A 6,392-nucleotide genomic window follows, 5' to 3' on the forward strand; every position below is an offset into this window, starting at 1 on the left:
GAACCCCCCAAAAGCTTGGATTGAGTAATAAAATCGGAAGTAACGCCCGATTTTAGCAGAGAGTTTCCCATTAAAAATGCCAACTTGGTAGATTTACAAAAATGAGATACACCCGTTAGGTTTGTCTAACACACCAGAGAAAATTAACCCTTTTGGCTATTGACAATATTTTGTGATGGTTTTTCGGCTAATTTTTGAGCAAGATTTAAGATATCGGAGGGGATCATAATGATGGTACTGGTGTTATTTTCCGCTCCAATTTCCGTTAACATTTGTAGGCGGCGTAATTCCAAAGCGGCGGGATTTTCCATGATTAATCGGGAAGCTTCCGCTAATTTTAGGGAGGCTTCCTGTTCTGCGGCAGCTTTAATCAAACGGGCGCGTTTTTCTCGCAATGCTTCCGCTTCCTTGGCCATAGCTCGCTGCATAGCGGTGGGAATTTCCACATCTTTCATCTCCACCCGTTCGATATCAATGCCCCAAGGTTCGCTAATTTCATCGACAATTTGTTGGACTGCTTGATTAATTTTGTCTCGTTTTTGCAAGACATCATCGAGACGATTTTGACCAACTACATTTCTTAAAGTGGTCATGGCCGCTTGGTAAACGGCCGCAGAATAGGATTCGACTTTGTTAATCGCTTTGCTAGGATCGATAATGCGATAGTAGAGAACCGCATTAACCTTAATTGTGACATTATCGGCGGTGACAGTTTCTTGCGGGGCGATATCGACGGTTTTGGTGCGAATATCCAGCTGCATTTTTTGGTCAACTAGGGGAATGATCCAGTACAGTCCGGGGCCTTTGGTGTCTTGATAACGCCCTAGACGAAAGATAACACCACGCTGGTATTCTCGATCGATTTTAAAGCCATTTAACCCCAGAATGCCCGCTATCAATAGGAAGGATGCTAAAAATTCCATATTAATTACCACTTATCGGGTTCAAGTTAATCGGTGTGCGGTGACATCTCAATTGCCATCTCCTCGCTCCTGACCACTAATACATTTATTCTAGAGAGTAACTGGGCTGTCGGGGAAACTCATAACGAAATATTACAATTTTTAGGAATTGCCCAACCAGCAGGGATGACTCGACTTCCAGACCCCGACCTGAGATAAACTACAGAATGTTATCAGAATTTACCTTGATATTATGAGCGTAGTTAGCCAAGTCATCCTCAAAGCCGACGACGAACTTCGTTATCCTAGTAGTGGTGAACTACAGGGTATCGGGCAATTTTTAAAAACCGGTGAGCAGAGAATTCGCATTGCCGAAACTCTCGCTGACAATGAGAAAAAAATCGTCGATCAGGCTCAAAAACAACTGTTCAAGAAACGTCCCGATTATAGAGCGCCGGGGGGCAATGCCTACGGTCAGCGTCAATATAATCAATGCTTGCGCGATTATGGTTGGTATCTGCGTCTAGTTACCTATGGGGTATTAGCCGGAGACAAAGGACCGATCGAACAAACCGGTCTGATCGGGGTCAAAGAGATGTATAACTCTCTTAATGTTCCCGTCCCCGGCATGGTGGAGGCGATTCGTTGTCTCAAAGAGGCCGCTTTAGGTCTTTTGACTCAAGAGGATGCCGTGGAAGCAGCCCCCTACTTCGACTTTATCATCCAGTATATGTCCTAAGCGATCGGGACAATCCCAAGGGCCTGAAGTCTGAAAAGGGGCAATTTTCGTCTCTTTCAGGGTTCAGGCTTGACTTTTTTCAGTGATAACTGATAACTGATAACTGATAACTGATTATGTTTTGGCGCATTATACTACTTACTTTTCTGATTCCATCGGTCTATGGGGTGTTTGGCTGGTCGATCGCCCATGAGCGTTTATCATGGAGTGATTGGTTACTTGCCCGCGGTGATGAGATGAATTGGACTCTCACTAGCGAATGGCTAGAAATCATCATCTATATCCTAGCGGTAGGGGTTATCCTCTCAATTGCCCTAGGATTAACTCTGTTTAGTCACTTAATGCCGCTATTTTTCCGCAGTTGGTTTAAAAACGATATTAGTGCTGTATTATCAATTCTCGGCTGGTCTTTGGCGGTAGTCTTTATCTTCCACAAGTGGGCGGTATTTAGTCGAGTTTTAATCCTCTTAGCCGCCACTATCCTTGGTCGTCTAGAACTTCAGGAAGCAGGTTACAATAGGTGGCAAGTTTTCCTGATGCTCACCATCCTCTGCTTAGGTAGTTTTGGCTTGGGAATTTGGGCTTATAATCTTTGGGGTCACGAATTTCATCGAGTTACTACCGATTAATCTTATCTCTAATCTTTAAAAAGTATGCCCAAAAAAAATAACGATACGCTCAAACGAGTCTTAATTGTTTCCTCTGGTTTAGTATTTCTGGCTTTAATGGTGGTGCCAACTTTAGGTTTATTGAAAAATAATAATTCTAATTCCCCCCAGGGCAATCAACCCGGGCAAGAGGCAACTATTCCTCCCGAAAAATTAGAAGAAATGGTCAAAGGTTACGAGAAAATTCTCGAACGTGAACCAGATAACCCCACTGCTTTGCAAGGACTGGCCCAAGCTCGCTTACAGTTAAAAGATTTTATCGGAGCCAGAGAACCTTTAGAAAAGTTATATCAAAAATATCCCGACAATCTGGAAGTTATGCTAGTTCTTTATGGAACAAGATTACAAACTCAAGACGTTTCTGGAGCTAAAAGTATCCTAGAAAAATTAGTCAAAAACTATCCCCAAGAACCGAAGTTTAAAGAAGAATTAACTCGCTTAAATCAAGCGATTGCGGCAGCTTCTAAACAGCCACCCCCAGAACCTAAAAAGTAATGAAAAAAGAATTAATCATCGAAGTTGGGCGAAGTGAAAGACAATATCGAGAATTTTTTATTTCTTGACTTGTTGCGATTATCGACATTGCTTGGGCATTACTGCGGCCCTTCTTCGGTAAATTAGCCACTTTAGCTAGGGTTTGCTGAATAAATCTAAAAATCTTGTTGGATAATATTTTTAGGCTTTTTTGAAATCAAAAAGTGCCAGCCCTTGGAGTGATCGGGGGGGAAATTTAGGCACTTTTTCCCTGAAAATTAGGTAATTGACCCCCTGAAAATGGGTAAAACCCTACACCCCACACCCTACACCCTACCCCCACGAAAAACTTTTTCAGCAGACCCTACCTAGGAATAGCCCTGCCCCCTAGACGACTAGAAAGAAACTTCGCTAATATCATCTAACCCTGACATTAGCTAACTTTGTTAGATAAGAACTTTTTCGAGAATATATGATCGGCCTATAATAGTAACTGTAGTCACCCCTATCCTTTAGCGATAATTCTTGGTTTGGGGTTGATGTCCTTCAGCGCAAGCGAGATTGGTTATGAAAATTAGCGAACTAGAAAACTACTTGGCTCAGGTTAAGTCAGAGATTGGTGACATCGATATCGTCTATCAATGTCACAGCCAGCACTATAGTTGGTTGGACAAAATGAGAAGCCATCAACTGAAAGTGTTAAAAAATACCGTAGACACTAAACTATTAATTTCTCTGCAATAGCCATTTTCTCTTGCTAGATGCCGGCCATGTCATCCAGTCTGTCTAATCTGCTTAACAGTTTATCTTTTCTTCACTGTCGATAGGTTCTTAAACCAGCCGCGTCGCCAAAAGAAAATGATTAAACTGAAAGCAACGGTTAGCATCAACACCCAGACGAATACATAGCCCCAATACCATTCTAATTCGGGCATATTATAGGGGGATTTATCAGTATTAAAGTTCATGCCATAAATACCGACAATGAAGGTGAGCGGGATAAAAATCGTCGAGATTACCGTTAAAGTTTTCATAATCTCGTTCATTTTATTACTCACGGAAGACAGGTAAAAATCCATTAAACCATTGGCAAATTCCCGGTAATTTTCGATAACATCGAGAATTTGTACCACATGGTCATAACAGTCTCTTAGATAGGGTTTAATGGTTGTATCGATGACAATATACTCATCGCGTAAAAGCGCATTGAGGGTGTCCCTTTGCGGCCAAATTGCTCGTCGCAGGGAGAGTAATTCCTGACGCAGTTGGTAGATTTTTGATAAAATTTGTTCCGTGGGACTAGCTAAAATTTCGTTTTCTAACTCCTCGATTCTTTCTCCGTAGGACTCTAAAACAGGAAAATAACCGTCAATAATGGCATCCCAAATCGCATAGGCTAAATAACCCGATTTTTGCTGCCGGATGGAACCTTTATTTAAACGTATTCTTTCCCTAACTCCCTCTAAAGAATCGTATTGTCCTTCTTCCTGCACGGTTAAAACATAATTCTTCCCGACTATTAAACTGATTTGTTCTAGCAAAAAACCCTGATGATCGATCAGGATAGCCATTGGCACTATTATTAAAATATAATTCTCGCATTCTTCCACTTTTGGTCTTTGGGGAATACTGACTATATCCTCAAGGGTTAAGGGATGTAAATGAAAAATTTCCCCCAACTCTTGCAGTTTATCCTCATTACCCAAACCGACGATATCAATCCAAGAGATGGAATCATTGGATAAATATTTAAGACAGTCTTGAGGTAAAAGATTATTAACTCTAGTGGCTTGTTGAGAATTATAATTAACTAAAAATATCTCGGTAGCAACGGCATTTTCATCGATGGTGATTAACCCCGGCATCGTCCCGGGTTGATTATAGTGATAATCATAAAGGTGGGGTTTTGTCTGGGAGGATTTTCGCCCTTTTTTATACCTAGTTAATCTTTTGTTATTGCTCATAGTTGAGATCGATCGCTGTTGGCCTTTTTCTTAGCATTGATCACTCAAAAATTCCTCAATTTTTAGCTAACTTTAAGATTGTCCGAGACTCTTAAAAAACGAAGATTAAACGTAAATGCCAATTGTTAGCCGTTTCTCTCTCGATTTCGATGCGACGGATAAACTCGCGAAAATAAAAACGGCGCTCGATTTCCGATAAATCTCGCCAAAATTGCGGAAAAGCAACGGCACGAGCGATAATAGTCAGGTTATCGGGGGGTAATTGGTCTAAACGTCCTTGAATCTGCGCGATCTCGTTTTTCAGTTTATAGGCCCGTAGATTAGCCGTTTCTTGATCTAAAATTCCCGCCGCTTCTAGGGAGGGCAATTGGGACAAAATATCGTTTTTTTGCCCTATTTCCTCGCTCATTCCCCGTTTGATCCCCTCTAAATCCGGTAAAGATATCTGAGCGATCGTCGGTGGTAGGTCTTGACAAATGCGCTCGATTGTGCTATTGAGAATTTTTTCATAAGCGATCGCCGAACATTTTTTTGTCCGGGGACATTGCAAAGGTCGCAAATAGAGGTATTCTAGACCCTTTCCTCGCGCTGTCACTTTGGTAATCGTCATCCCCGATTGACATTGACTACAGACGACTAAACCCGCTAAGGAACGCGGGGCGCTGGCACTGCGGGGGGGTAATTTGCGATTATTTCTCAGGATGCGATCGATCTGGGCCGCTTCTTCCCGGGAGATAATCGGGGTGTGGGTATCGGGGATAATATCTTGACCGAGATAGCACAAATCGCCGCGATAAACGGGATTGGTCAGCCATTTATGGGCAGTAGCTACCGATATCTTCTTACCATAGCGTTTTTCTAGATAGCGCACCGTGGAACGCAGGGAAGCGGAAATCAAAAAGCGATCAAAAAAGTCTTTGACTACTGGCGCGGTACTGCGATCGAGTATATAACGCTCCTTGCCACGACGATAACCGTAGGGTGCTTTTCCGGGGGGAGGCAAAGCTTGCAGACGATTGTGAGCGTGACCTGCTTTTAAACGATTACTTAGTTCGTTTTTTGATATTTCTTGCAGAATCTTGGCAAAATTCAGCTTATAATCTGGGTCTTCTAGGGCAATTATATCTATGTCGAGGGCTTCTAAGGATTGTAAAATTTTGCTAACTTCTGTGCCATTGTCTCCCAATTCTGCTAGGCGACGTAGGATCAGCAGTCGGGGGGGAGTCCCTTGACAATCGCGGAGCAGTTGCTGCCGTTGTGAGCGATCGCCAAAATCCTGATACACTTGTTCGGGAGAATGGTCCCAAATCGAGGCATCGGGGGGACTATCAAGCAGGGGATTGGTATAGGTGTAGGCGATAATTTTCATGTTTTGCCGAAATCCTGGTATAGATAAGCTGTACTGCCTTGAAACCGCGTCTTGAAAAGTTTAGTACAAATGCTCGAACTACCTCTCCCCGCTCCCAACTCCGGCACTCATAGACAGTCTTAACCAGTAATTTAGATAGGGTTTGCTGAAAAAGCTTTTCCTGGGGGCAGGGTGTGGGGTGTGGGGTGTGGGGTGTGGGGTTTTACCGATTTTGAGGTAGTCAATTACCTAATTTTCAGGGAAAAAGTACCTGAATTTTCCCCCCGATCCCCGCAA

At 42.8% G+C, this 6,392-nt stretch carries 7 protein-coding genes; 4 read left to right on the forward strand and 3 right to left on the reverse strand.

Annotated features, from left to right (window positions below; all coding sequences use genetic code 11):
• Window positions 1–143: 143 nt before the first annotated feature.
• Window positions 144–923 carry a slipin family protein gene (locus O9332_RS07685; protein ID WP_002759460.1) on the reverse strand — a complete coding sequence of 260 codons (780 nt, stop codon included), beginning with the start codon at window positions 921–923 and terminating at the stop codon, window positions 144–146.
• Window positions 924–1,155: 232 nt separating this feature from the next.
• Here O9332_RS07685 and O9332_RS07690 point away from each other — a divergent pair, with 232 nt between their 5' ends.
• The 4 genes from O9332_RS07690 to O9332_RS07705 all read left to right on the forward strand — a co-directional run bounded on the left by O9332_RS07690 (window position 1,156) and on the right by O9332_RS07705 (window position 3,527).
• Window positions 1,156–1,641, forward strand: coding sequence for an allophycocyanin subunit alpha-B (locus O9332_RS07690; RefSeq protein WP_002759464.1), 486 nt, complete (start codon window positions 1,156–1,158; stop codon window positions 1,639–1,641).
• Between the two features lie 116 nt (window positions 1,642–1,757).
• The gene (locus O9332_RS07695; protein ID WP_002759468.1) at window positions 1,758–2,270 is read left to right on the forward strand and encodes a hypothetical protein; all 513 of its coding nucleotides are present in this window, start codon (window positions 1,758–1,760) and stop codon (window positions 2,268–2,270) included.
• Between the two features lie 24 nt (window positions 2,271–2,294).
• Window positions 2,295–2,804: a tetratricopeptide repeat protein gene (locus O9332_RS07700; protein ID WP_002759469.1), complete on the forward strand. Its 510-nt coding sequence runs from the start codon at window positions 2,295–2,297 to the stop codon at window positions 2,802–2,804.
• A gap of 546 nt (window positions 2,805–3,350) precedes the next feature.
• Complete coding sequence (locus O9332_RS07705; RefSeq protein WP_002759470.1) at window positions 3,351–3,527, forward strand: hypothetical protein; 177 nt, start codon at window positions 3,351–3,353, stop codon at window positions 3,525–3,527.
• Between the two features lie 59 nt (window positions 3,528–3,586).
• On the opposite strand, the gene corA is transcribed toward O9332_RS07705, so the two are convergent.
• Window positions 3,587–4,747: a magnesium/cobalt transporter CorA gene (gene corA / locus O9332_RS07710; RefSeq protein ID WP_002759472.1), complete on the reverse strand. Its 1,161-nt coding sequence runs from the start codon at window positions 4,745–4,747 to the stop codon at window positions 3,587–3,589.
• 91 nt (window positions 4,748–4,838) lie between these two features.
• The gene (locus O9332_RS07715) at window positions 4,839–6,116 is read right to left on the reverse strand and encodes a recombinase family protein (protein WP_002759474.1); all 1,278 of its coding nucleotides are present in this window, start codon (window positions 6,114–6,116) and stop codon (window positions 4,839–4,841) included.
• Window positions 6,117–6,392 lie beyond the last annotated feature (276 nt).

This window comes from Microcystis sp. LE19-10.1B, from assembly GCF_027530565.1.
GTDB lineage: Bacteria > Cyanobacteriota > Cyanobacteriia > Cyanobacteriales > Microcystaceae > Microcystis > Microcystis aeruginosa.